The organism is bacterium, from assembly GCA_019695335.1.
In the GTDB taxonomy this organism is placed as follows: domain Bacteria; phylum CLD3; class CLD3; order SB21; family SB21; genus JABWBZ01.
On sequence record JAIBAF010000001.1, the window covers coordinates 64,679 to 90,154 of the forward strand.

The window sequence follows — 25,476 nt, forward strand, 5'->3', positions numbered from 1 at the left end:
TGAAGTGAATTGTAAAGATCGCGATGTTATTATCTATCTGGACTATCCCGGCGTAACGTCGTATGTCGTTGGTGATAACGGGCTTTCAATGTCAACTTCTGAAATTCAGATTCAAACGATTGCAGCAATTGAAAACAGAAATTACAAGATTTTGTGGTCAGAGTGGAAAGTGTTTTTTTGTTTTGCCATTTCTTGGATCGTTTTGGCAGGTTGGTTCTTCAAGAAAAAAGTAATATTGTGGGGGGCTTTGTCCGTAGGTGTGTGGTTGCTCACATTGATCTTTTTACTTTTAACAAAAATTTACTTTGAATCTTTTTGGTATGGAACGTCTTTACCTGGAATCATTTTGATGTTAATACCCATTGCAAATAGAAGACAGAAACAAAATGAAGCCGTTACACGGACGCTTTCTACGCATGCTTCATTATCTGAAGTAGAAGATTTGCGCTACAAATTGAATTATTACGAAAAATTATCCCATCAAATTCAGCCGCTTGAAATGGATGGAATTTGCGAATCTTCCGGGATTTTTTTTCACCGTAATTCCCCAATGGCGGATATATTGAATAAATCCGATCAGGTTGCTAAATCCGATTTACCGGTAATGATTATAGGCGAATCAGGAACCGGAAAAGAAAAGCTTGCACAATTTATTCATCAGCGTTCTGTACGGGCACAGAAAACGTTTATTGCCGTGAATTGCGGGTCACTGAATGAAAACTTGATTGAAGCCGAGCTTTTTGGATATGAAAAAGGAGCTTTTACTGGGGCAGTACAACAAAAGATCGGACGTTTTGAAGCAGCGGATGAGGGGACACTTTTTTTAGATGAAGTTGCCGAGACCAGCCCTGCTTTTCAAGTTAAACTTCTGCGTGTTTTACAAGAAGGTGTTTTTGAACGAGTAGGCGGAGTAAAACCAATTGCTGTTAATGTTCGAATCATTGCGGCGACGCATCAGGATATTGCTAACGCTATTGCAAAAGGAAAATTTCGTGAAGATCTTTTTTATCGTCTCAACGGGTTTCATTTTGAGATTCCTCCGTTGCGTGAACGTAGGATGGATATTGAACTGATTTTTAGGCAGTTTTTATTTGAACTGGATTCATCACTTCAATTTTCTCCCGCGCTAGTTGAGTGGTTATCTACGCAAGTCTGGCGCGGAAATGTTCGGCAACTACGTTCTGCCATCCAGCGAGCCGTTATCAATGCCCGGATGCGCCAACGAAAGTTTATAATTCCGGACGATTTTGAACTTATCGATCCGGTGACACAATTGAAAGAAAATTCAGATATATTGGCCGATCAGATTTTACAGTCTTTCCGGAAGTATGAATTCAAGCATCGTAGTATCTCGGCCGTAGCCAATGATTTGGATTTACACCGGACAACCGTAACCGAGTATTTGCGCGGTTGGGTAATGCGTGCCTACAATGAAAACAACGACGATCGTAAAAAAATGCTGCTTTATCTCAAAGGTGATTCCCACGTCAATGAAAAATCCTTAAGACAACGGATCGAGGAATATTATGGCTATATAGTTCAGCACATTACCGATGGAATAAAAAATAACGAGAACGATCAGGGTATTCGATTACGGTTTAAGAACTTACCAAAAAATTTTGAAGTCGACCTTGCGGTCATGATTGAAAAAGAAAGAAAGAAAATGAAATGAAACGTTGGATTATTTACTGGATCATTTCTTGTTTTTATTGTCAAGCTTACTCGCAATGGGTTGAAGAGACGACCGCGTATGTTCCGTTTCGCAACCAAACCGGTTTGGCTGTTATTGGCGATTGGACGGGCAACACTTTTTCAAGAAGCCATTATACTGGAACGAAATTGTTTTTTAACTATGACCGTGCCCAATGGGGGTTCAATGCGTTTTTAAATATTAACCAAGGCCAATTATTTGATGTGTTACCGGGGACACTTATTATTCAGCTACCCGATAGTGCCCGAATTATTGATGCAGATAAAATCAAATCGCATGCCGATCACTATGAGACCAATATTCCTATAGGAATTCAATTTTCTCGTCGGGATAAATTTTGGGAACTTCATTCGTCCGTCCAACTGCATACTCAAAAAGAAACAACGGAACGTCCGGAATTGGAATCGGTAACAGAGGACGTCTATTATGTCAATTTTGTTTCCAAACAACGCCACTCATTCGATATTTTGTTAAATACTTGGGCGGCCATTCATTTAAAAAGGTTTCAATTGTTTGGCGGTGTTCAGTCGATCTCTTTGGAAAAATCCAAGCCTGATTCGACTCATTATTTAGAAAACTTAAAAACCAAGCCGTTTTTTGGATTTCAATTCAATTATACAAGTGGAGAAGTTCTCTCTACGGTTAATCGGAGCGAATGGCAATTAGCGGGTATGCAAACGTTGACGTTTGATGGGAGATTGAATGCAAATCCGTTTCGAATTTCTGCAGCATATCGTCGGGGAATAAGTGAACTTGATTTCCAGGCAGTTCAATTATTTTTGACAACTTCTGTGACGCCGTTTTTACAAATTTTGATCGGTTACGAGAGAATATGGAATAATGAAAAAAAATTCAATGTCTCGCAATTCGAAGAATGGAAGTCTTCTGTTACGCCAGGAATGGACGGTGATCTTGGTACTCAAATGCCTCATACATCTTTTCGTGCAGGCTTGAAATATGATTTTGGTAAGAAGAAAGAGTCATTTCCCTTGCGTTCAGTGGATATGAAATTATTTCAGAATACAATCTATATTGCTAAAAGGGCTTTTTATGCCTACAACCCGATCGGAAGCATTGATCTTCAGAATACAGGAAGAAATCCTGTCTATGTACGCCTGATTGCGGAATCAAGTAACGGAATCGCCAAGTTTCAAACCGAATCAATTCGGATTGAGCCGGATGAAATCCGTACCATTCCCGTTTTTATTTTTCTTTCGGAAAAAGATTTGAGCGAATCGTCCTCCCGCGCGCTTATTAATTTGACGGCGGAAATAGACGGAAGGCAACAAGTGTTATCAAGTTTGCCGGTGACTTTTTTTGATGCGCACAGTTGGGATGGAGATACGTGGGAATTGAAATATTTTACGGCGCCCAATGATCCGATCATACAGAGTTTTGCAAAAGAAAAGTTAATCGAAATTATCGGACAAACAGAACACAGCGATCAGTCGGATAAATTAAAATTTTTGCAGAATTTCTTGACGACTATTGGCAACGGCCTCAAATATGTGCCCGATCCAACAACGACGGTGTATGTTGATCGCGTGCAATATCCGGTCGAAACTCTTCAGCGTAAAACAGGAGATTGTGAAGACCTCGCCGTCTTTGTTGCGTCAAGTTTAATGGCGATTGGAATTCAATGTGCCGTGGTTGATATCCGGCCTCAAACCGGTGTACAGTTACCAACGGCCCAAAGCGGAAGCGTCGGGCACGTGTTTTTGATTGTGGATACGGGACTTGAGGCGGACAGAATAGGGGAAACGGGCTTGGAGGAATTTCAAACTGTAATCAGAAAAAATATGACAGGGAAAAATACAATCTGGATTCCCATCGAAGTCACGTCTTTGTCAGAAGGTTTTGAAAAAGCATTTCGTGAAGGCGCGCGGGAGTATTATCAAAAAGTAATCGAGGAAAACGGCGTTAGCGAAGGCACCGTGCATGTTTATGATTTTTAAAAGGAGTGGAATGATATGAAATTGCTGACGTTTTTACTAGTTTTACACATCGCAGTGTGCACCATTGAAGCACAACAACAGTCGTTATGGGTTAAACTGGAGCGAGGCGAAAGCCTTTTTCTTGACCCTTCAGCCATGCAGTGGATTCCCATTTCAGCCAAACAGGCGCTGCCTTCCAAGACGTTTGTTTTGACTAAGGAACAAACTAAATTAAAATTATATAAAGAAACCGACGTATATGACACGCCTGATCGCGGATATTTTTTTCTGGAAGATGTCGTTCCCAAGAACAGGAGCGATTTAGTCGGAGTCCTGACGCAGATTGAAGGCGAACAACTCCCATCCATGAAGGTGGATTCGGTGAGTAAACAAGCCGTAGGCTTGACTTACGGTTTTCCCGGCTCGGAAAAAACATCCGTTGCTATCCCTTATCTTGATGAGCGATTGAATGCAATCCGATGGTTTTATAATCAAAAACGTTACGACGCAGCTCTCTTAAGTCTGAAAAGATTTTTAAGCCGGTTCCCAAATCAGTATTACTCTAGTTCGCGATTAGAAATGTTATTTGATCTGTATGAAAAAACTGAATTGTATGGATTCTTATTCGATGAGACGAATCGATTAATGGCGTTACAAAAAAATGAAGAATTCGGACCGGTAATAGTCCGATGGAATGAAACCGCCAAAAAATATTTATTGAAAAGGTAAGTTGTATTCTCTTTTATTTAACTGTAAATACGACTTCTTCGCGCTCGTGTGACAAAATACTCCAGCAAACAATCGTAATAACCGCTTAAAAACCGCCTCTGCATGAGCCCTAATCCTTTGGCGTTCCCAAAAATTTTAAGAGCCAAGTAGATTTTCTCATTAAAATTCATTTGGATAATATCCGGTCTTTATATATATTCGCACAATTTTTAAGAATACCCGTTTCAGTAGTTTTAATACGGAACATTCAACATCATCATATAGGCTGGAGGATTTTTAGCATGAATATTCACGAGTATCAGGCAAAAGAAATTCTTAAAAAATACGGTGTTCCCATCCAGGAAGGTATTCCCGCCGCCACTGTCAGTGAGGCAATGGACGCTGCACAGCAATTGAAAGCCCGTGGCACCAATGCTTGGGTCGTCAAAGCTCAGATTCACGCAGGAGGCCGCGGTAAAGGTACAATATATAATGTGAAAGAACGTAATGAAGTCATTATCCACGGCGGCGTGAAATTCACAACAGATATGGAAAAATTACGTGAATATGTCACTAAAATTCTCGGTAATGTTCTGGTCACTCATCAAACCGGACAAAATGGAAAAATTGTAAAAAAAGTTTTGATTGCCGAAGGCCTCGATATTGCACGTGAATTGTACGTCGGCGTCGTGCTGGATCGAACCAAATCACAGTACGTTGTCATGGCATCTACCGAAGGCGGCGTGGAAATTGAAAAAGTCGCTGAAGAACATCCTGAGAAAATCATCAAAGAATACATCGATCCTAAAGTCGGTTTCCGCCCTTTCCAGGCGCAGCGTCTTGCTTTTGCCTTAGGCTTGGAAGGTGATATCCAGAAAAATTTTGTAAAATTTGCTATGGCGCTGGTGAAAGCGTTCGATGGTACCGATGCTTCTTTATTTGAAATCAATCCATTAGTCGTCACGAAAGACAACCGTGTTGTTGCGCTTGATGCGAAGATCAATTTCGATGACAATGCCTTGTATCGCCATGAAGACATAGCATCGTTACGCGATCTCGATGAAGAAGATCCGTTAGAAGTAGAGGCGTCGAAATTTAATTTGAACTACGTCAAGCTCGACGGTAACGTCGGCTGTATGGTCAATGGTGCCGGTTTGGCGATGGCAACGATGGATATTATCAAACTCGCCGGCGCGGCTCCTGCTAATTTTCTCGATGTTGGCGGCGGCGCTAATCCTCAAACGGTTGAAAACGGATTTCGCATCATTCTTTCTGATCCGAACGTGAAAGCTATTTTGATCAATATTTTCGGTGGAATCGTTCGCTGCGATCGTATTGCCAATGGCGTAGTGCAGGCAGCAAAAAACACAAAAATTACGGTTCCATTGGTTGTACGTTTGCAAGGAACCAATGCCGTCGAGGCCAAAGAAATTCTGAAAAAATCAGGCATTCCAATGAAGGTTGCAACGGAATTGTCCGAGGCTGCGCATTTGGTTGTCGAGTCGATTCGCTGATTTTCTAAAGAAAGTTTTAATACATGTCCAAGAAAAGGCTGAATCATATCGAAATTACGGAAGAATTGCTTTTCCAACTTCCGAAAACCGAGTTGCATTGTCATCTTGACGGAAGTTGCCGGGTTCAGACGCTCATTGAATTGGCTGAGGAGCAAAAAGTTAAATTGCCCTTCACCGATTTGGCTAAATTGCGCGATCATCTTGAAGTGGGCGATAAAGCGAAAAATCTGGCAGATTATTTAAAGGGTTTTGCAGTCACGCTTTCGGTAATGCAGGAAGCGCCGGCGATCGAACGCATTGCATTCGAATTAGCTGAAGATGCGGCGAAAGAAAATGTTCGTTATCTTGAAGTAAGATTTTCGCCGATTTTGCATATCAATAAAGGCTTACGTGTTACGGAAATCGTCGATGCGGTCGTTCGCGGATTGGCGCGTGCTGAATCGAAGTACAATATTAAAACCGGTATCATTATTTGCGGCATGCGTAGTATCAAACCGGATATTTCACTCCGGCTGGCTGAACTTACTGTCGCTTACAAAAATCAAAAAGTCACCGCGTTCGACCTGGCTGGTCAGGAAGACGGTTATCCGGCCAAGGACCATCAGGAAGCTTTTGCATTAATTCTAAAAAATAACGTCAACGTCACGGCGCATGCAGGCGAAGCGTACGGACCGGACAGCATCAAACAGGCCATTCACGACTGCGGAGCCCACCGGATCGGGCACGGCACACGGTTAGTCGAAGACGGCGATTTGCTTAACTATGTCAATGACCATCGTATTCCGCTTGAAATTTGTTTATCCAGCAATGTTCAAACTAAGGCTGTGAAAGATTTTCAAGCCCATCCGCTACGGATATATTACGACTACGGTTTACGTGTGACGATCAATACCGATAACCGGCTCATGTCCGCGACTACGGTAACTAAGGAATTATACCTGGCCGCGAAAACGTTCGATTTTGCATTCGACGATATTTGTAATATCATTATCAATGGTTTCAAAAGCGCTTTTATGCCTTACCGAGATCGTGTGGTATTGCTCAATGCGGCATTGGAAGAATTGCAAAAATTCGGCTTTGATTCGGGTTATTTCGATAACAAAGCTGCTGCGAGCTAAACATCACGAAGAGTAATGAAAAAATTTCGGGACTGTTTCGAATGCTGAACAGTCCCTTTTTATTTTTTCCTGTTCAATGACACTATGAATCACCTTCTTGAAAAATTTCTGGATTATCTTTCTTTTGAAGAAAATCTTTCGGATAACACGATCGTTTCTTATCGTAACGATCTGCAACGTTATTTGGCATTTGCAAAGGATAATCGGGGATATACAGAACTGGCTCAGCTCAAGCAAAAAGATATTGCCGAATTCATCCAAATTTTAAATGCGCTCGGTTTGTCACCTACCAGTATTTCACGCAACGTATCGGCGATACGTTCGTTTCACAAGTTTTTGATTTTGGAAGAAGAACTCGAAAACGATCCGGCTGAATACATCGATTTGCCCAAATTACCGAAAACTCTTCCATCTGTTTTGGAAATATCGGAAATGGAAAAAATTTTGGATCAACCGGACACGTTGGATCATCTAGGAGTGCGTGACAGGGCTATGTTGGAGATGTTGTATGCGTGTGGATTGCGAATTTCTGAACTGCTGGGATTAAAGCAAACCGATTTTCAGCCGGCCTCAGGATTTGTTCGTATTTTTGGAAAAGGTTCTAAAGAAAGGATTGTACCGGTGGGGGAAAAAGCTATCGAATGGACCCTGTATTATCAGGAAAAAGTCAGGCCGCATCTTGCAGGAAAAGAAACATCGGCGGACGTGTTATTTCTCAATGCCAAAGGAAAAAAGATGAGCCGTATGGGCTTTTGGAAAATTCTGAAGAGGTATGTAACGATGGCCGGCATTACCAAGGAGGTTACGCCGCATACATTTCGCCACTCATTTGCTACGCATTTGCTCGAAGGCGGCGCCGATTTACGTGTGGTACAAGAGTTACTCGGCCATGCCGATATTTCAACCACGCAAATCTACACACACATTGATCGAGAGTATTTAAAAGAAGTTCACCGAACGTTTCATCCAAGGAATAGAAACTAAAAAACCCACGAAATTTCGTGGGTTTATTTTTTATTACTAATTTTAAAATTATTTTCCGTGACACCCGGAGCTTTTCAAACACCCCATACACAGATTGGCCAATTCCAACTTATGCATACAGCGCGGACATTTCATCAGGAATTGATTTTCGATTTCGAGTCCGCAACATTCGCATTTCCGCATAAACATGGAAGCGGATGGTTTGACGTCTTTTATTTCAATCGTGCACTGACTCATAAATTTCACATGATGAGTTGAGCGATGAGGCCGCCGACGAGAAACGCGATGAACCACGTTCCTAACCATATAATCGTTCCTTCTTTGGCGCCGCGTTCTTTGAAGAGGACCATGACGCTGGCGACACACGGTACAAAAAGCGTCATTGTCACGAGTCCGACCAGCACCTGAGGTGCACTCAGATCCATCGTCAGAAATCCGGCCGCGCCGAAATCGCGGCGGACCATACCCATGACGAACGCGGTAGCCGCCTCGCGAGGGAGAAGAAGCCAGTTCGTCGTCAACGGTGCAAAAAGATTTTGCCATACATCGAGTAATCCGGTGACCTGCATGATCGATACGATACCGGCGCCGAAGAAAAACCACGGCGTGGCTTCTTTCATGAAACCGATAGTTTTGATATAAGTCTTTTGTGCGACGTTATCGAATTTAGGTAACCGCATGGCCGGCAGATCGATGAGCAGCGCGGATGATTTGCCCGGCAGTACTGCATTGAGCACCGTGCCGAGAATGACAAGTATGGCAAACATAACGGCGCAATAGAGGAGAACATAGGTCCCGCCCGCGGCCGCTAATAATGCGGTGATAACGGCGAGTTGTGCAGAACAGGGGATAACAAAATTTAAAATCGCAGCCGCAATGGTTTTTTCGCGCGAGGTGCTGAGTAATCGTGTTGTAATAGTAGCCATTGTCACGCAACCGAAACCTAATAAAATCGGGATGACCGCACGGCCATTGAGCCCGACACCGGTCAGCAGGCGATCGACCAGCGTTGCAAGCCGCGGCAGATATCCGCAATCTTCAAGGATCGAAAGGAATCCGTAGAACCCTATCACGAGCGGCAGGAGAAGAAATACAAGATACGTTACGGTCATCGTCAAGACGCCGAATTCTCCCACAAGGACTATCGCCCATTTTTCAGAAAAATTATAATTGTAAGCAACCTTACGCGTACCGACGAATTCATTCATGCGTTGATATTCGGCGTCATCATTGTGAATACCGTTAGGAAAATTAAACGCTTGTGATTCCGAGACAATTTCTTCACCATTCGCATCTAATCCAAGCACATCCACGCTGATTTCTGCAGATGTGTAATTGGCGACAAAATCTTTCACGAAACGTTCATACATGCGGTTCCCGAGTTCTACTTCCGCAAATCCTACAACGTCCTGAGCAATCCAAACTCCAACAACTTGATACAATAAGAGGAGTACACCGAAGACGATCGGAATGCCGGATAACGGATGGATAGAGATTTTACCGAGCCATTCACGGAATGTGGAACGATTTTCATGTTTGACGACTTGCTGAATGATACTGTTAGCCCGCATACGGCGCTGGATGTAAGTTTCTTCGCGTTTATCCTGCGGCTGTACGCCGTGCCGTTGGGCAACAAAAGCATCACCTTCACGGATCATGAGAGCTTCCGGTTGGGAGCCGACCATCTTGAGAAGTTCGTGAAGCTGAGTGTGAAGTTTTTCATCCTGTTTACCCTGGCGCGCGTGTTCGATCTGAGCGACGATTTGATCCATGCCTTGTTTTTTGACGGCCGATGTCGGGATCACGGGAACGCCGAGAAGTTCGCTGAGTTTTTCCACGTCGATTGTCACGCCTTCTTTTTTAACTTCGTCCATGAAATTTAACGCAACAATGACGGGGAAACCCATGTCGATCAATTGTAACGTCAGGAAAAGATCGCGTTCGAGATGGACGGCATCGACGATATTGAGGATCACATCGGCGTCGAGAATGATATCGCGTGCCACGCGCTCTTCATCGTTAAATGACGATACCCCGTAAATGCCGGGTATATCGTACACGCGATGTTGTCCGAAGCGCCCTTCGGTAATATCAATAGTAGTGCCGGGATAATTGGATACGTCGACGTAGAGGCCGCTGAGATAATTGAAGAATACAGATTTGCCGACATTGGGATTGCCGGCAAGAACTATTTTTTTAGACTGTCTGACTTCGGTCGGTTCATCATGTTCGTGATGGCGATGATAGGTACCGACCGCAGAATGATGGCTCATAACATGTGCTTCTGGCTAAACCAAGTCTTCGATCGTAATTTCGTTGGCGATCTCTCGCCCTAAAGCAATTTCTTGTTTATGGTATTTTACAACCACAGGGCCAAAGGGAAGTTTCTGGTGACATTTAGCATGGCTTCCTTCACCAATTCCAAATCGGATGAGTTGTGTACGAACCTGTTCATCCGGAATTGAAACAAACTTGAAACTTTTGTTTCTTTTAATTTTAGATAATTTTGTGATCATGATTTAATAACCATTCGAAAGATTTCACAACCGTAATTGAGACTCCGTCTCAATTTATTTAAAATAATATATACTATTCCCATTCGATAGTCAAGGATGGAAAACAGGTTTTTCAGTCATATTGTTGTAATATTTTCAAGATTACTGCGGGTAGATAATGCTTGATACGCTACAGGTTTGCTAATTTTTTATTTGCATGGGAATTTTTTTTCTTTAAATTTATTCTAAGTAATGGACCTTTCGAGTTTTATTTTTTAGTATAAATGGAGGCAAAATAATGGCTGAAGTTCAAGAAGTCGTTCAGGACATTACCGTCACCGATCATGCGTTGGCGGAAATTACCAATATCATGAAAGAACAAAGCATACCCGAAAATTACAGTCTTCGGATCGGTATTCAGGGCGGCGGCTGCTCGGGTTTTTCATATTCGTTGGCGTTTGATGATCAGGTCGGTGAAAATGACATGGCTTATGAATTCGGAAAAGTCAAAGTGGTTGTCGATTACAAAAGCATGTTATATCTCAAAGGCGTTACGTTGGATTTTCAGGACGGATTGAATGGACGCGGATTCGTGTTCAATAATCCTAATGCAACGCGTACATGCGGCTGCGGTAGTTCGTTTTCAGCCTAACGCTGATTCATAATATTTTATTATAACCCGCGGGAATTTTCTCCCACGGGTTTTTTTTTGAATATAGAGTTATGAAAATGACAATTGCTAATTCCGTGATGAAGTATTATCTTCACGACGTCATTTTTAATTTTCTTTAGATAATTTTAGACAAGATATGGCGATTGATACGCGCGAATCCTCTGAAAAGAATATAATTTCCATGATCGATTTGGCCGGCGAAGAACTGGAATCGCTTTCCGTTCGCTATAAAGAGAACGTGTGGAATACGCTGGTCGGCCAGCCTGCTCCTGATTTACCAAAGCTTGAAGAACAGCTTTTGCATGCGATGACCAATGCCGAATGGCTTTCTTATCTGAAAACCCATCGCGCAAATGACACGCTTTTGTCGAGGCGCATGCACATTATGCGGCTTGAAGTGGAGCGTACGATGATCGAACGCAATGAACTGGTCGTCGACGTTCAACAAGCAATCACATTGAGTTTAAACTCGCCTGAAGTTTTCAAACTCCATCACATTCTCAACCATGATTCACGACGCGATCAGCGCCGCCTTGCACTCAAAAAGCTTGGCGAAACAGCCGAGTCCTTGCGATCGCTACTAGTAACGCTTGTATTGCGGCGGCAAGAAGCGGCGAGAGAAATAGGTTATCGTCATTACGGTGAATTATATCAGCATATTATCGAGGCGACTGTCGACGATGTTATAAAAACCTGTGAACCGTCGTTGCAGTCTTCGGCACCCATTTTCCAATCATGGCGTGAAGCGTCTGAAAAAACATTTGACGGATTTGAACATCACGATTTTCAATACGCTACGACCCTTGCTCAACGATTTCCTTACGATGAAAAATTTAAACCTGAAACGATCAATGTCCTGATTCTTTCAGTCTTGGACGAAATGGGATTTTCGGATTTGCCGGTTTCGACCTACGACGCAGGAACCCAGTTTCCGTCGATGTGTTTTCCGATCCGGGTTCCGTCCGATGTCCGACTTTTTATGTCAACGAAAACCGGATACGAAACCTACCGTCTTTTGTTGAAAGAATTCGGTAAAGCGTTTTACTATGCGTCTGTGGCACAGGACCCGTATGAATTTAAAACACCTAACTCCGTGATGATTGAAACTTGTGCGAACATTTTTCTCCGCCTGATGACGACGAAAGAAAAATTAACGCGAATCGGCTTGAGTTCGAGCGAAGTTGAGGGCGCGCTTGCTTACGAAGAAAAAATACGCGCGATTGAGCGTTTCACACTGGTGACATTGGTAAAATTCGAACGGGGATTATACGAGTCTGAAGAAAGGCAACTTAACGACTTGTGGACGACATTATATCACGATGGGTTGTCGATCGAGGGAACGATTACTCCGGATTGGCCGTTGCAGAGCATTTTTGTTGCTTCGCCATTTAAGGCGGCCGAATATTTACTTTCGGCAACATTGGCAGAAAAAATTGTCGGACCACTGACAGTACTATCCGTTGCCGAGCAGGGCGAATCGCTGCGACAAAATGTATATAGCTACGGTAATTCAAGATCATGGAAAGAGATTATAAAATTTTTTAATTAGTATTTTCAGCAGCATATTTAAGAGGTTTCATGATTCCCACGCTTTTTGAAATTCCGATTTTTGGAGGCATTCCGATTCATAGTTTCGGCCTGATGATGGCGATAGCATTTTTGACGAGTAGTTTTGTATTGAAAAATCTTTTCAAAAACGCCGGAATTAATCCTGAGGTTGCCGAGCAGGTTGTTTTGGTCGCTGCGATTGGCGGTCTTGCCGGATCAAAGCTGTATTATTTGCTGTTCGAAGCGTTCGATCGATTTGTCAAACATCCCTGGGAGATGATTTTTTCCGGCGCAGGATTGACATGGTATGGCGGTTTTGCCGTCGCGATGATCGGGATCATTTATCTTGTAAGAAAAAATAAATTACCGATCGTCCGCACGATCGACCTGATATCGATCCCTTTACCCTTGGGCTATGGGATTGGCCGGATCGGTTGTCATTTGGCCGGGGACGGTGATTACGGAAAACCGTGGGATGGTATTTTCGGGACAGATTATTCACGAGGCGTTGTGCCGCCGTCGCAAGCATTTTACGGGACTGAGATTGGCAAAAATTATCCGAATGGAATCGTTCCCGATCACACACTTGTTCATCCGACACCGATGTATGAAGCTGTTATTTCAATTTTGATTTTTTTCATTTTGTGGCAGTTGAATAAAAAACAAAAAACGGCAGGATTTATTATTTCGCTTTATTTTGTTTTAGGAGGATTGGAGCGATTGGGGATCGAGTTTTTACGTATCAATCCGGAAGTGATGTTTGGATTGAGCGGAGCACAGGTGATCAGTATCGCGCTGATTATTGCCGGATTGGTATGGCAAGCAAAATTATTGAAACAACCGGTTATTGCGGAAAGTAAATCAAAAAAATGATGTGGTCTCTTATCATATTATTGACGTTCGTGTTGCCCGACGCCGGTAGCAAATTTACGATTGCTCGCATTAAATATGGTGGCGGCGGTGATTGGTATGGCAACAAGACGTCGCTGAACAATTTACTCGCGTTTCTGAATACAAGTACCAATATTGTGTGCGATGATAAAGAAACGTTTGTCGAGCCGTCGGATATTAAATTGTTTGATTATCAATTCCTGTATATGTCCGGCCATGGAAATGTGAAATTCAGCGATACGGATGTCAAGAATTTACGAACGCACCTGACGTCGGGCGGTTTCCTGTGGTGTGATGATGATTATGGTATTGATAAATTTTTCAGACGTGAAATGAAACGGGTGTTTCCTGAATTAGATTTTGTGGCGATTCCTTTCTCGCACCCGATTTTTAAGATTATTTATCCCTTTCAGCAAGGTTTACCGAAGATTCATGAGCACGACGGCGGTCCACCGGAAGCGTACGGCTTGTTTTGGAAGGGTCGGCTAGTTTGTTTTTATTCCAAAAATACGGACATCAGCGACGGTCTTGAGGGGCCGGACGTTTTTCCTGAAGACGGAATTGAAAAACATCAAGCGGCATTAAAAATGGCGTCTAATATTGTTGTGTATGCATTAAGTAATTGATACTGGATTTTTTACATCATCCTAACTTTAAAAGGCAGATATGGGAAAACGATTATTGGATTGGCTGATGCTTATTCTAATGCCCATGACGTTATACTTGGTTTTCATTTGGGTGCCCAATGAAAAAACCATGGGTATTATTCAACGCATTTTTTATTATCATGTTCCTTCAGCGTGGGTTTCATTTCTTGCCTTTGGCTTTGTGTTCTATTTTAGTATCATGTATTTGGCAAAACGCGAGGAAAAATGGGACAAGTTATCGACAGCTTCGGCTGAACTGGGATTGGCGTTTTGTACGATCGTACTGGTGACTGGCCCTATCTGGGCCAAACCCGTGTGGGGTATTTGGTGGACATGGGACGCGCGCCTGACGTTAACATTGGTGTTGTGGTTGATTTATGTCGGTTACATGATGCTGCGGATGTACGTCCAGGAAGAAGCAAAACGTGCAAGACTGTGCGCCGTTGTTGGAATTATCGGTTTTCTCGATGTGCCGCTGGTGTATATGTCGATTCGTTGGTGGAGGACGCAGCATCCGGCCCCGGTGATGGCAGGCGGTGAAGATTCCGGGCTTGCGCCAGAAATGAAATTAGTATTTTACTTCTGTTTGTTTGTATTCAGTGTCTTGTTTTTTTATTTGCTGTACAAGCGGTATGAAATTTTAAAAACAGAAGAAGAAGTTAACGATTTGAATAAACAGTTGGAGAAGATGGAAGCGTGAGTTTTCTTTTGGCTTTCATAAACCAATGTCCGTATATTGACATACACTTTAAATAAAGGTTTTATCCGTGAAGCGATGGCTGATTAGCGTTTGTTTTGTGTGCGTAATGCTGCCAGGAATCCGGTTATCCGCCGGCGAAAAAGGTTTTCAGTTTTTACGCGTCGGTGTCACGCCTCGTGGAGCGGCTTTGGGCGAAGCCTATACGTCACAGTTTGGCGATGTCACCACGTATTTATATAATCCTGCCAATGTGGCCATGCTGACTCAGCGTCAGGCAGCCGTGGGATATATGAATCATGTGATGGATATCGGATCCGGTTACATAGCGTATGCTCAACCGACCGCAAAATACGGTGTCTTGGGCGGTGGAATTTTATATTTTAATTACGGCGATTTTCAGGGGTATGATGCAAATGGCAATGCGACGTCAAAATTCTATGCCAGCGATTTTTCTTTGAATGTTTTTCATGCCGATCAGGTGCGTGAAAATCTTTATTACGGCGCCAACGTCAAATTCATTCATTCTTCAATCGAAGATTATAATTCATCGGCATTAGCGATGGATGTTGGGATGATTTATGAGTACAAACCCTTGTTGGCTTCGATCGGTATGACCATCCAGAATCTTGGGTTTACCACGGATGCGTACGTAAAAAAGAAGGAAACATTGCCGTTAAGCCTCCAAATTGGCGCTACCAAGAAGCTCGAAAAAGCTCCAATTGCCGTTAGTTTTAATTGGTCCGATCTGAATTTGGCGGGATCGTTCGGCGAACGAATCAAACGATTTGCTATTGGAACTGAATTCAATCCGAAAGAGAATCTTTTTATACGTGCCGGATATAACCATCAGCGGAGAACGGAACTGGATTTGAGTTCCGATAAGACGCTCGATCGCCTGGCCGGATTTACGGCCGGTATCGGATTTACCTATCAACGTTACCGTTTTGATTATGCCTTTGCTTCGTGGGGAATTGGCGTACTCAATCGTTTTTCCATATCAGCCAATTTTTAATTAATCAATCTATGATACCTGCGACCGTATGCGACGTTCATTTTTCTGAATCCAAAAATGAATACGCTGTTGTGTTGAAAGAAATCGCAGGCAAGAGCACCGTGAGAATCCTGATCGGGGAATCGGAAGCCCGTGCCATTCGGCAGGAGTTGCACGCCACAGCTTATTCACCGACGACGCACGACGTGTTGAAAAATATTATGGATATCTATCACGCCAAAATTGTCAAAGTGCTGATTAATCAATTGAAAGACACAGCGTTTTATGCAACGATTACTTTGCAAGCCGGTGAAACGCGGACATCGATCTATGCTCAGCCCGGAGACGCCATTGCACTTGCATTGAAAACGCATGCATCAATTTTTGTCGGAGGCGATGCGCTCAACTTTGAAAATGAAGGTCACGTCAAAGAACTTGAGCGGCAATTGTATATGGCTGTAGCGTTGGAAAATTACGAGCGGGCGGCGGAACTGCGTGATGAATTGTATCGAATTAAAAATCAAAAACATTAAAGCGTATGAACATTTTTGAAAATCTTGATCTGAATCTTTTACTGTTTAATATGATTGTTGTTGCGGCCGTGGTCTATAGCATTGTCATAGAACTGTCCGCGATTTTGAATTACCTGGCGCGTACGAGCGGCAAAGACGGTTTTTTTGTGACGCGTATTTACCGGCCATCCGTGCGCATATATTTCATTTTATTTTTGATAACGGCAGTGATTGCACTCTCTTTGCAATTCTTTTCCGAAGATGCCGTTTCGACGGTGGCAGCTTTAGTTGCTTTGATCGTCGGGTTTGTTTTTTACAGTTATATATACCAGGTTTGTTTTATCAATAACGTAGGCATTGGAGGCGTTTCCCCAAGTCAGGAAATGGAAATTCAGTGGAATGAGATCGATGCTTACGAATGGAAGGAAAATATTTTACATCTTACATTGAAGAAAAAAATCCTTTCACGCCGCACGTTTAAATTTTACGATTCACACGCCATTGTCGAGGTGAATGAACGGTTGCGCCGCCTGACGCCTGTTGCCGATATGGTCCAGCCAGGATCCTTGAATCAAATCTGACCTATCCTTTTTTTCTTTTAAAAAATATCTACCGGAGATTGCGTATGAAGACGACGATTAAACGGCACAATAAAGTTTTATGGGTGTCGCTGATCATCCTGTGTGTTTCCTGTTTTGGAATTTATTTTTCATTGAATCCGGCATTCCGGAGTGTGGAAGAAAATGCTCTGGACATCATGTTTCAGCTTCGCTCGTCCTCGGAGAGTGAGCCCGTTCAGGATGTTGTCGTTGTGATGGTTGATGAAAAAGCGATTGCCGATGATTTTGGATATTACGATCCGCTTCCGCGGCGTTATCTCGCACGGTTGATCGATACGTTGGCCGCCAAAGGCGCTCAGTGGATCGCCATCGATATTGCTTTCTACGATCGGTTGACAATGCTCGATGCGGCCGGTGACAGCCTTTTACTTGAATCGTTCAAGAAGGCGGGGAATGTCATGGCAGTTTCCATCTGGCACCAAAATGATGAAGGCGAATTATATATACAAAATCCGGATTCATTTTTTCTTGCGGGTTTGAAAGGCGTCGGATATGCGAATTTGCAAGTTTCAGGAGGAGGCGGACTCGCTACGGTGCGAGAGGTCAAGCCAATAGCCACGATGCCGGACGGGCAAACGCATCTCGCATTTTCATCCTTGCTGTATTGCCTTTACAAAGGAATGTCCTTTGATGATTTTATTCAATCAATTAAAGGCGAGGCAGCTATTCCTCTGAGTAAAAAAGGCTCGATGGTTATTAATTATGTCGGACCGCCGGCGGAATGGAAAAAACAAACAGATGGATATTGGATACAGACGAAGGAAGGAAGTATCGTTACGTACCGAAGCAGCCGTCTGACAGGAGAAGCTTCATTGCCGACTGAATTGATCAGCGGTAAAGTGGTAATTATCGGTAATGGTTCGGAATTTGTACCTGATCGTTTTGTAACGCCGTACTACAGCGGTTCCAATTGGATGTACGGCGCGGAGGTTCATGCCAATGCATTTTTGACGATGCTTCATAAAACGTATATCCATAACGGATCGCTCATCCTGGTCGCCTTAATAATATTAATGCTGACGTCATTAATGGCGATGGTAACCGTACGCCTCGGCTTTGCAGCTGAAATTTCATTAGCAGTCATACTCACGCTTACAGCATGGACAACGTCTTATTTATTATTTGTGAACAAAGGCATCTGGCTTCCGGTCATGAGCATCGCTTTATCTGTGTGGCTATCGTATTTTGCCACATCGATCTATCAAGCGATAACGGAAGAACGCGGCAAAAAACAAATCCGCAATATGTTTGCACGATACGCACCGCCGGCGTATGTGGATGAATTAGTCAAAGATCCATCCAAACTTGAACTGGGCGGTGAAGAAAAAGAGATCAGTATTCTGTTTTCCGATATTGAGGGCTTTACGAGTATGTCGGAAAATTTATCACCGAAGGAATTAGTCGAGTTGCTCAATGAGTATCTGGGAGCAATGACGCATATAATATTTCAACAAGGCGGCACGTTGGATAAGTATATCGGCGATGCCATCGTGGCTGTTTTTGGAGCGCCGTTGCCGCAGAATGAACATGCATTACATGCTTGCTATGCCGCATTAGAGATGCAAAAAGCTTTGGCCGAACTTCGCCAAAAATGGTCACAAAAAGGATTACCGCCGGTTCGTAACCGAATTGGATTGAATACCGGTAAAGTTGTTTTTGGTAATATTGGTTCTGATATTCGTTACGATTATACGGCTATCGGCGATCACATGAATCTGAGCTCGCGGTTGGAAGGTGCTAACAAAAACTATGGCACGTATTGCATGATCAGCGAATTTACATACAATTTGGTTCGTGAGCGCGTGATCGTTCGTGATCTTGACGTGATCGTTGTCAAAGGAAAGAGTAAACCGGTCAAAGTATTTGAATTGATTGGACGTGCTAACGAACCTTTGTCTGCCGAACAACGGAAGCTGATCGAAATGTATCAGGAAGGTATCAAATTATACCGAAACCGGAATTGGCAAGAAGCTATCATCAAGTTTGAACAAGCATTGACGTTTCAGCATACGGATGAACCTTCGAAAGTATATATTCGCCGTTGTAAAGAATTTATGGCAAACCCACCGAATGAAGATTGGGACGGAACGTATCACATGACGTCGAAATAGCTTGAGTTTGCAAGCTATTTTAAATAATTTTGGTTTACTTCAGACGCACAGTTAGTATTTATGGCAACTTCAAAAATGAATTTTATAAACATATATATGAGGAAGAGTTATGCGAACATTTAGAACCCTTTTAACGGCAGCATGCGTATTCGCTTTTGTTGCTTCATCTTTTGCGCAGGACGTTGCGTTTTTTTCATCGATCAAAGGCACGGTCAAAATCACTGACGCCAAAGGCAAAGAAAAGAAAGCAACGACGAATACCAAGTTAGCCGATGGTGATCGGGTAAATACCGGCACCAATTCGAGTGCGACGATCATGTTCTACACCGGAAAAGAAATTGTTCTGGGGGCTAGTAAATCGTATACAGTCAAAGCAAAAAAAGAAGAGAATTCTTTTCTGTCAAGCCTTTACAGTACGTTGTCGGGTTTGATCTGGGGCGAAGGAAGCAATTCGTCGATGGCCGGAGCGACACGTGCGTGGGCCGGTGATGCCAACCGCGCTATCACCGCAACCTATCCTTCGGAAACGAAAATTCTTGAAGGTGAACCTGTTTTTAAATGGGTGGATCATCGTAAAACTCCCGGAACTGAATATATCGTTTCAATTAAGAGCGAAATTTCTGATTTCAAATATGAAATTCCAGTTTCTGGTGTAACGGAAGTCGTATATCCTAAAACGGCTCCGAAGTTAAAAGAAGAAGAACGGTACATCTGGATTGTCAAAGACGCTAAAGGCAAAGACGTTTCTCCTCAAGTGACTTTTTCACTGATCAATCCTGACGATAAGTCGACAATGGAAGAGGATTTGAAAGAAATTTTAAAAGTTTGTAATGGCGATAATACCAATCCTCAGTGGTATCTTTTGACCGCAGCTTTATACCGTGATTATGGACTGATGAAACAGGCTGAGAATTCTATATTGGCGTTAATTGCGTTGAAGCCTGATATGGCACAAGCTCACATCATGCTGGCGACATTGTATAAAGAAACAGGGCGTCTTGAAGAAGCAAAAGTTGAAGAAGAACTGGCACGTAAATTCAGTGAAGGAGCCGGTACTCAAAAAAAGTAATTGATAAAAAAGCCGATAAGAAAAAGAAAAAAAAGAAAAAAGAAAAATAAGTATTCAAAAAGCCCGTGAGCAATCGCGGGCTTTTTTATTTAAAGTTAAACTTGTTTTTTCGTACGGTTACGATTATTTTACTTGCCCTATTCTAATGACCAAAATTGATGATCTTACATTTTAATTTCTTACTTGAGGCGGAACGCATGCTGGCAATAATGATAAAAGGCTTTATTCTTGGATGGTCAGTAGCTTGGCCGCCTGGTCCTATCAATACGGAGATGATTCGTCGCGGACTCACTGGAGGATTTTGGAAGGCATACGTGGTCGGCTTAGGTGCTTGCACAGGAGATTTTTTGTGGGCACTGGTTGTAGCGGCAGGTGTGGGCGCTGTGCTCAAAGAAGATTGGGTGAGACCGATTTTGAGTGTGGTCAGTTTTTCATTGTTAATGTATTTAGCTTATACTTTTTTAAACGGTGCCTGGCGTGAGTGGAAAAAAAGAATGAAGGGAGAGCCAATGGCATTTGACGGCAAACCCCAGTCGGCTAAAGCCGGGTACTGGCTCGGTTTGACGATGGCGTTGGTGTCGCCGTGGAATATGGCATTCTGGCTGGCCGTGATGGGCTCTCAATCCGGCGAGATTTTGACATTGTTAGATTCAGTTATTTTGGCAATCTCGGTGGTAACCGGTGCAGCGACATGGGGAATTGTATTGTCAACTGCTGTGAAATTTGGAGCACGTTTTACAACGCCTGCTTGGGAAGTGATCACTCGTGCGCTAACCGGTTTACTCATGTTGGTATTTGCCGTCATTCTGATTGCTCGTTTTATTGAATCGTTATGATCCAACGCGATTATATTCTACGGATGCTCGATACGTTTGCGAAAGTTCTTGCGAAGGCGTTACTCCTTAAGGAACAAAAATTTTTTGATGATGCCGAGAAAGAGCTCGACCATGCCGGTCAACTATTATTTGGTAAAGATTATCCGATTATAAAAAATTTTTCTGAAGAAGATCTGATTAAACTGTTGACATCGGAAAATGGTTTTGATCGTGCGCGTTGTAAAGCACTTGCGAGTGTTTTTAAGGCGGAAGGAGAATTGCTTGAATCGAAAGGGTTAACCCCGTCGTCTCGCTATCGCCAGGCACTGGTTTTAAATATTGAAACTGTTAATCAAAATCCCAATGACCACGGATCAGTTTCAGACGAAATTTCTTGGCTGTTAAACAAAGTGCATCAAAATGAATTTTCCGGGTCTCTCAACCGGCGGCTTTTTCGATATTTCGAAATTATCGGGCGATACGACAAAGCCGAAAATATTTTACACGAACTTATTATTACCGGTGATCGCGATTCAAGAGACGCCGGAATTCTTTTTTACTCTCGTTTAATGCAGGTTTCTGACAATAAATTGCTCGAAGGTGGACTCACGCGTGAAGAAATTACTGAAGCAATGAACGAATTGGTCAAGGACAAAAATCCATAAAGGTAAAACAGGTCAGAGCATGACAGTTCAAGAAGTTATGAAAGAACTTCGTACCATGGGGACAGATCAAAACATAAAAGTTTATCGTCGGCATGGCATGGGCACGAATATGTACGGTGTCAGTTTTTCAAATTTGCAACAGCTAAGAAAGAAAATAAAAACAAATCATACTTTAGCGCAACAATTATGGAAAACAGGTAACGCCGATGCCCGCCACCTTGCGACTATGATCGTTGATCCCGAACTGGCTACAGAACGGCTTATTGATCGATGGACAAAAACGTTGTCCTATTATTTAATAGCCGATCTGCACGCAGGTTGGGTTTGTCAGACGCCGTGGGCAAAAAAGAAAGCTGAAGAATGGATTCGGGCAGAGCACGAATGGATTGGACGAGCCGGCTGGATGTTAATGGCGTATTTGGCTATGGATAAAAATAGTTTTTCAGATGAGTATTTTAAAAAACTGATTTCGGTGATAGAAAAAAAGATTCATCATGGAAAAAACTTTGCCAAACATGCGATGAATAACGCTTTGATCGCCATTGGTATTCGAAATAAATCGCTAAAAGAAGCAGCTCAACAAGCGGCCAAGCGCATCGGCAAAGTCGAAGTGGATCACGGCGAGACGAATTGTAAAACGCCGGATGCAGCGCTTTACATCGAAAAGGCATTTGCACGAAAGCGCTGATGATTGGCCATTTCGTTGTAAGCTTTAATACCTGTGAATTTCGATTCACAGGTATTTTTTTTGTTATGGTAATTGCCAATGAAAAAAATCATGAATAGGGTTTCAAGATTTAGGCTTGCAATTGTCTCGGTCATCGCATAGATTTTAAAATCATTTCCATCCTTTTATAACATTTCTTTTCACTTCAGAGGCGAGGACCCATGCCTGTAGAAAAGCCTAAGAAGAATTCACCCGTAAAAAAGTCTTCCGGAAAAACCATGCTATTTGGCGTTGAGGAATCCAAAGCGCTTCGTGCGAAGTTGTCGCTGCCAAATGAGACTCCGGAACATGCCAGAATGAAAGAATTTACACCCGGCGTTCCGCCGTGGCGCCGTTGGGGGCCGTTTGTGGCTGAGCGGTCATGGGGGACTGTACGCGAAGATTATAGCGACAACGGAGACGCATGGAGTTATCTCAGCCACGATATGGCACGCAGCAAAGCTTTTCGTTGGGGCGAAGACGGTATCGCAGGGTTTTGCGACCGATACCAGGTGCTGACATTTGTGCCGGCGTTCTGGAACGAAAAAGACCCGATTCTAAAAGAGCGGCTGTTCGGTCTGACGCCCAACGAAGGCAACCACGGTGAAGATGTCAAAGAATATTATTTCTATCTCGATAGCGTTCCATCTCATGCTTACAATAAATATTTATACAAATATCCACAGCGTGAATATCCTTATCGGCGGTTAATTGATGAAAACCGTTCACGCAACGGACAGGGCGACGAATTTGAATTGCTTGATACAGGCATTTTTGACGATGACCGCTATTTTGATGTATTTATCGAATACGCTAAAAATGGTCCGGAGGATGTGTACATCAGGATCGAAGTATGGAATCGGGGACCGGAAGACGCTCCGTTTCATTTCGTACCTAATTTTTGGTTTCGTAATAAATGGGGCTGGACTAATCCGAGAACTTCCGAGCCGATAATTGAAATAGGACCGAAAGGAAAAAATTTCGTCAGCGTAGTAGCAGACGATTCCAATATGGAACCGTTCAAAAATCTTCCGTTTCTCTATTTGCTAGGCAAGCGGTATTTATATGCCGAAGGTTCTCCTGCCATGTACTTTACCGACAATGAGACGAATACTGACCGATTGTATCATGCTCCAAACCCGAAACCGTATGTCAAAGATGCGTTTCATCGCTACATCATTCAGAAAGAAAAATGCATCAATCCGGAAAATCACGGAACCAAGTCGTGTTTCCATTATCAGCAAATGATTCCGGCCAAACAATGCAAAGTATTCCGGCTCCGTTTGACTTCGGAAGTATTGAATAATCCGTTTGATAACTTCGATGCGCTGGTGACTGTGCGACAGAAAGAAGCCGATGCATTTTATGAAAACGTTTATCCTCCAAAAGCCAGTGCTGAAGAAAAAAACGTCATGCGGCAGGCATACGCAGGACTTTTATGGACAAAACAAATTTATTTGTATGACGTCAATCGTTGGCTGATCGGGGATAACCCGGATTTTGCTCCGCCAGATTCCCGCCAAAATATTCGTAATTCTCACTGGAGACATTTGAATTCTATGCGCATTTTGTCCATGCCCGATAAATGGGAGTATCCGTGGTTTGCTGCATGGGATCTGGCGTTTCATGCAATCGCGTTTGCTGATATTGATATTGAATACTCGAAAGAAATGTTATGGGTGATGTTGTTCGAACAATTTCAGCATCCCAACGGGCAGATTCCGGCGTATGAGTGGGAATTTTCAGATTTAAATCCGCCTGTTCATGCGCGCGCCGTATGGAAAGTGTATACCATGGATAAAGAGAGAACGGGCAAAGGCGATCTGATTTTCTTGGAAAAATGTTTTCATAAATTACTGATGAATTTCGCGTGGTGGATCAATAAAGTCGATAGTTCAGGCAATAACGTTTTCGAAGGTGGCTTTTTGGGATTGGATAATATTACGGTTGTCGATCGCAGCGAGAAATTGCCCGGCGGCGCGACGCTCGAGCAGTCTGATGCAACAGGATGGATGGGTATGTTCTGTCTGAATCTGATGCGCATTGCGTTGGAATTAGCCAAATACAACAAAGTTTACGAAGGACTGGCTACAAAATTCGTACAGCATTATATCTACGTCGGCGCCGCTATGAAAAATATGGGTGCACAAGGCATAGAATTATGGGATGAAGAAGATGGGTTTTTCTATGACGTACTTGTTTATCCCAACGGCCAAGGTTACGAAAAATTTCAAGTGCGTTCACTCGTCGGTTTAATTGCCATGTATGCCATCGATGTGCTGGAGGATCGTGAATGCGAAGAGAACAAAGAATTTATCAGCAATTTGGATTGGTTTATCCGCAACCGACCTGACATTGTTCAGCGTTGCGTATATAGTGATGAAACCAACGGACATCGGCGGCATATTTTGTCAATTGTCGATTCGCATCAATTAAAACGGATTCTGGAATGTATTACCGATCCCAATGAATTTTTATCGGCGGCAGGTTTACGAAGTTTATCGAAATATCACGAGAAAAATCCGTTTTATTTTGGTGATAAAGTTGTGCATTACGAACCGGCGGAAGCTATCAGTAAAATCAAAGGCGGTAATTCCAATTGGCGAGGACCGATTTGGTTTCCAACAAGCTATTTTATGATCAATTCGCTGGTGAAGTTTTCCGAAGCATTTGGAAAAGATTATGGCATCCAGCACGAAGGAAAATTAATTACGCCATATAAATTGGCCGAAGATCTTGCAAATCGTATGATCAGAATTTTTCTGCCCGATGAAAAAGGGCATCGCCCCGTTCATGGCTCCAGCAAGAAATTTCAGACTGATCCGCATTGGAAAGACTATGTGCTTTTTTATGAATACTTCCATGGTGATACAGGACAAGGGCTCGGCGCATCGCATCAAACCGGGTGGACTGCTTTGATCGCAACATTGATCAAAGAATGGAGGCAATGAGTTTCGATACAAATCGCCTTTGACAAAACATGACAAAAGTCATTTGAATCTATAGAACCCTTTTTTACAATGGAGCGTTCAGAATCAGGTTTTAATTAGGCATAATGGATGAA

General features: G+C 43.0%; 22 protein-coding genes. 20 read left to right on the top strand and 2 right to left on the bottom strand.

Features of this window, described 5'->3' with window-relative positions:
• Positions 1-4: 4 nt before the first annotated feature.
• The 6 genes from K1X84_00310 to xerD all read left to right on the top strand — a co-directional run bounded on the left by K1X84_00310 (position 5) and on the right by xerD (position 7,969).
• Positions 5-1,672 (top strand): sigma-54 dependent transcriptional regulator, encoded by a 1,668-nt coding sequence (locus K1X84_00310; protein MBX7150048.1) that lies wholly within the window; start codon positions 5-7, stop codon positions 1,670-1,672.
• Positions 1,669-3,666, top strand: coding sequence for a hypothetical protein (locus K1X84_00315; protein ID MBX7150049.1), 1,998 nt, complete (start codon positions 1,669-1,671; stop codon positions 3,664-3,666). The genes K1X84_00310 and K1X84_00315 overlap by 4 nt, the downstream gene beginning before the upstream one ends.
• Positions 3,667-3,681: 15 nt before the next feature.
• Positions 3,682-4,374, top strand: coding sequence for a hypothetical protein (locus K1X84_00320; protein MBX7150050.1), 693 nt, complete (start codon positions 3,682-3,684; stop codon positions 4,372-4,374).
• Positions 4,375-4,655: 281 nt separating this feature from the next.
• Entirely contained in the window at positions 4,656-5,867 is a 1,212-nt protein-coding gene (gene sucC / locus K1X84_00325) for an ADP-forming succinate--CoA ligase subunit beta (protein MBX7150051.1), read from the top strand.
• Between the two features lie 23 nt (positions 5,868-5,890).
• Positions 5,891-6,985 carry an adenosine deaminase gene (gene add / locus K1X84_00330; GenBank protein ID MBX7150052.1) on the top strand — a complete coding sequence of 365 codons (1,095 nt, stop codon included), beginning with the start codon at positions 5,891-5,893 and terminating at the stop codon, positions 6,983-6,985.
• Between the two features lie 84 nt (positions 6,986-7,069).
• Positions 7,070-7,969 (top strand): site-specific tyrosine recombinase XerD, encoded by a 900-nt coding sequence (gene xerD / locus K1X84_00335; protein ID MBX7150053.1) that lies wholly within the window; start codon positions 7,070-7,072, stop codon positions 7,967-7,969.
• Between the two features lie 242 nt (positions 7,970-8,211).
• Here xerD and K1X84_00340 read toward each other — a convergent pair whose 3' ends face one another.
• On the bottom strand, positions 8,212-10,242 hold the full coding sequence (locus K1X84_00340; GenBank protein MBX7150054.1) for a ferrous iron transporter B: 2,031 nt from the start codon (positions 10,240-10,242) through the stop codon (positions 8,212-8,214).
• 15 nt (positions 10,243-10,257) lie between these two features.
• Positions 10,258-10,485: a ferrous iron transport protein A gene (locus tag K1X84_00345; protein ID MBX7150055.1), complete on the bottom strand. Its 228-nt coding sequence runs from the start codon at positions 10,483-10,485 to the stop codon at positions 10,258-10,260.
• Between the two features lie 277 nt (positions 10,486-10,762).
• Between K1X84_00345 and erpA the strand changes: the two genes are divergently transcribed.
• From erpA to K1X84_00415, 14 genes are all read left to right on the top strand, one after another.
• On the top strand, positions 10,763-11,116 hold the full coding sequence (gene erpA, locus K1X84_00350) for an iron-sulfur cluster insertion protein ErpA (protein ID MBX7150056.1): 354 nt from the start codon (positions 10,763-10,765) through the stop codon (positions 11,114-11,116).
• Positions 11,117-11,273: 157 nt separating this feature from the next.
• Positions 11,274-12,686, top strand: coding sequence for a hypothetical protein (locus tag K1X84_00355; protein MBX7150057.1), 1,413 nt, complete (start codon positions 11,274-11,276; stop codon positions 12,684-12,686).
• Between the two features lie 29 nt (positions 12,687-12,715).
• Entirely contained in the window at positions 12,716-13,558 is an 843-nt protein-coding gene (locus K1X84_00360) for a prolipoprotein diacylglyceryl transferase (GenBank protein MBX7150058.1), read from the top strand.
• Entirely contained in the window at positions 13,555-14,202 is a 648-nt protein-coding gene (locus K1X84_00365) for a DUF4159 domain-containing protein (protein MBX7150059.1), read from the top strand. Before K1X84_00360 ends, K1X84_00365 begins: the two co-directional genes overlap by 4 nt.
• A 40-nt stretch (positions 14,203-14,242) precedes the next feature.
• Positions 14,243-14,923, top strand: coding sequence for a cytochrome c biogenesis protein CcsA (gene ccsA / locus K1X84_00370; GenBank protein ID MBX7150060.1), 681 nt, complete (start codon positions 14,243-14,245; stop codon positions 14,921-14,923).
• A gap of 67 nt (positions 14,924-14,990) precedes the next feature.
• Positions 14,991-15,935, top strand: coding sequence for a type IX secretion system protein PorQ (porQ, locus tag K1X84_00375; protein ID MBX7150061.1), 945 nt, complete (start codon positions 14,991-14,993; stop codon positions 15,933-15,935).
• An 11-nt stretch (positions 15,936-15,946) separates the two neighbouring features.
• Positions 15,947-16,447 carry a bifunctional nuclease family protein gene (locus K1X84_00380; GenBank protein ID MBX7150062.1) on the top strand — a complete coding sequence of 167 codons (501 nt, stop codon included), beginning with the start codon at positions 15,947-15,949 and terminating at the stop codon, positions 16,445-16,447.
• 5 nt (positions 16,448-16,452) lie between these two features.
• Positions 16,453-17,007 (top strand): hypothetical protein, encoded by a 555-nt coding sequence (locus tag K1X84_00385; protein MBX7150063.1) that lies wholly within the window; start codon positions 16,453-16,455, stop codon positions 17,005-17,007.
• A gap of 44 nt (positions 17,008-17,051) precedes the next feature.
• Positions 17,052-19,157 carry an adenylate/guanylate cyclase domain-containing protein gene (locus K1X84_00390; protein ID MBX7150064.1) on the top strand — a complete coding sequence of 702 codons (2,106 nt, stop codon included), beginning with the start codon at positions 17,052-17,054 and terminating at the stop codon, positions 19,155-19,157.
• Positions 19,158-19,266: 109 nt separating this feature from the next.
• Positions 19,267-20,226, top strand: a complete 960-nt coding sequence (locus tag K1X84_00395) for a hypothetical protein (protein MBX7150065.1) — start codon at positions 19,267-19,269, stop codon at positions 20,224-20,226.
• 197 nt (positions 20,227-20,423) lie between these two features.
• The gene (locus K1X84_00400) at positions 20,424-21,062 is read left to right on the top strand and encodes a LysE family transporter (protein MBX7150066.1); all 639 of its coding nucleotides are present in this window, start codon (positions 20,424-20,426) and stop codon (positions 21,060-21,062) included.
• Positions 21,059-21,706: a hypothetical protein gene (locus tag K1X84_00405; protein MBX7150067.1), complete on the top strand. Its 648-nt coding sequence runs from the start codon at positions 21,059-21,061 to the stop codon at positions 21,704-21,706. The genes K1X84_00400 and K1X84_00405 overlap by 4 nt, the downstream gene beginning before the upstream one ends.
• 19 nt (positions 21,707-21,725) lie before the next feature.
• Positions 21,726-22,394: a DNA alkylation repair protein gene (locus tag K1X84_00410; protein ID MBX7150068.1), complete on the top strand. Its 669-nt coding sequence runs from the start codon at positions 21,726-21,728 to the stop codon at positions 22,392-22,394.
• A gap of 257 nt (positions 22,395-22,651) precedes the next feature.
• Positions 22,652-25,363 carry a glucosidase gene (locus K1X84_00415; protein ID MBX7150069.1) on the top strand — a complete coding sequence of 904 codons (2,712 nt, stop codon included), beginning with the start codon at positions 22,652-22,654 and terminating at the stop codon, positions 25,361-25,363.
• Positions 25,364-25,476: the final 113 nt, after the last annotated feature.